A 1,534-nucleotide genomic window follows, 5' to 3' on the forward strand; every position below is an offset into this window, starting at 1 on the left:
GGCTTGGTGTTCCTTGATCGACTCAGCGCGTTTGGCCGTCTTGCCGACGTCGTGACGTGTGGCCCGCTGCTTGTTCTTCGAGCCGGGAGGCCGTCCCGGGCCCGGCTTGGACGGTTTCGGTGCGGCCGACGGACGGGCCGCCGTCGCGCGGACGTTGCGAAACCCCCGGCGGACGCGGGCAGGGGTGAGGCGGCGGGGTGCGGCGGGTCGCTCCCAGGGACGGCGCAGGTCCTCGGCGAGGGGGCGGGCGAGGCGGAGCTGGGTGTGGGCGGCGATGATGAGCCAGGTCCACAGATCGGCGCTGTCGGCGTGGCGGACCTTCGGTGCCGTCCAGCCGAGGGTCTGCTTCAGCAGCCTGAAGGTGTGCTCCAGGTCGAATCTGCGGAGGAAGGACTGCCACCAGCGGTCCACGTCCACCGGTGTCGCGGCGGTGGCGGAGCACCACAGCCAGACCGGTTTCGGGTCTCGGTCGCCCGGCAGGCGCTCGACCTGCAGCCGCACCAGCGTGCCGTGCAGGACAGGCAGTTCCTCGTCCGCGTGGTCCAGCCATGGGCCTCGGTGGGTGAGCCTGGGGTGCATCCGGTCCCAGGCCATCGTCTCGGCCTTGCCGTAGCGGGTGGTGTCCGTGCTGGTGGTGACGTCGGGCTCGTGCCAGCTGTCGGGCTTGGCGAAAGTGAGGACACCGCCGTGCCGGCGGGGCCGCCCGCCCTTCGGGCCGGAACGGCTCGGGCCCGGGTCGCGGAGCATGACCCGGTCCGAGCGCAGGCGCCCGAGCAGCATCACCGGCAGGTCGGCCAGGGCGTGGGAGAGGTAGGTGACGTCGTAGCCGGCATCCATCACGATGAGGATCTCCAGGTCGCCCGGCCGCCAGTGCCCGGCCTGCGCCAACCGCTGTACGACATCGCGCAGTTGGGCGGCGGTGACGAGCGTCGCGTCGTCGGCGGGTCCCAGGCGCACGGCGTCCAGCAGCGCGACCCAGGAGGTGCGGCCGGATTCCAGCGCGGCAACGAAGGAGTACGGCCAGCCCGGCACGAACTGGTCCGTCTTGCGGTCACCACGTCCGTAGACGTGGCAGAACAGCCGGTCGTCGCTGGTCGGGGCATCGGGGCGGAGCCAGTTGCTCACGTCCACGGCCAGCACGATCCGGCCGTCGGCCGCCTTCGGTAGCGGCAGGCCGGCCAGCGTGCGGCGCAACCGCGTCGGCTCCAGCCAACCGCGGTCCAAAGCCGCGTACAGCGCACCGTGCCCGCGCCGGTGCTCGACCGCCAGCGACAGCTCGACCAGCGTCTTCACCGGCCCGTCCGCGCACAGCACCGCGTCAGTGAGTTCGAAGAGCGCATCCGCGCGAGCGTAGAGGCATTCGTAGAACTCGACCCGAAAGCGGGACAACACGTCCAACGCCTCGCCTGCGGGCGCATCGACAGACAGACTCATACACAGCGGCCGTTCTCTTGCACTTCGTGACTCGACATCTCGAAGCGTGGAGAACGGCCGCCTCCGCTGTCCTGGAAAGAACCGCAGATCAGCAGGTCGG

At 70.9% G+C, this 1,534-nt stretch carries 1 protein-coding gene; it reads right to left on the reverse strand.

The window, feature by feature from the left end:
- On the reverse strand, positions 1-1,434 hold a 1,434-nt coding region (locus F3T56_RS45865; RefSeq protein ID WP_149831371.1), incomplete at its 3' end, for an NF041680 family putative transposase.
- Positions 1,435-1,534 lie beyond the last annotated feature (100 nt).

The sequence above is a fragment of the Streptomyces tailanensis genome, from assembly GCF_008386495.1.
Taxonomy (GTDB): Bacteria; Actinomycetota; Actinomycetes; order Streptomycetales; family Streptomycetaceae; genus Streptomyces; species Streptomyces tailanensis.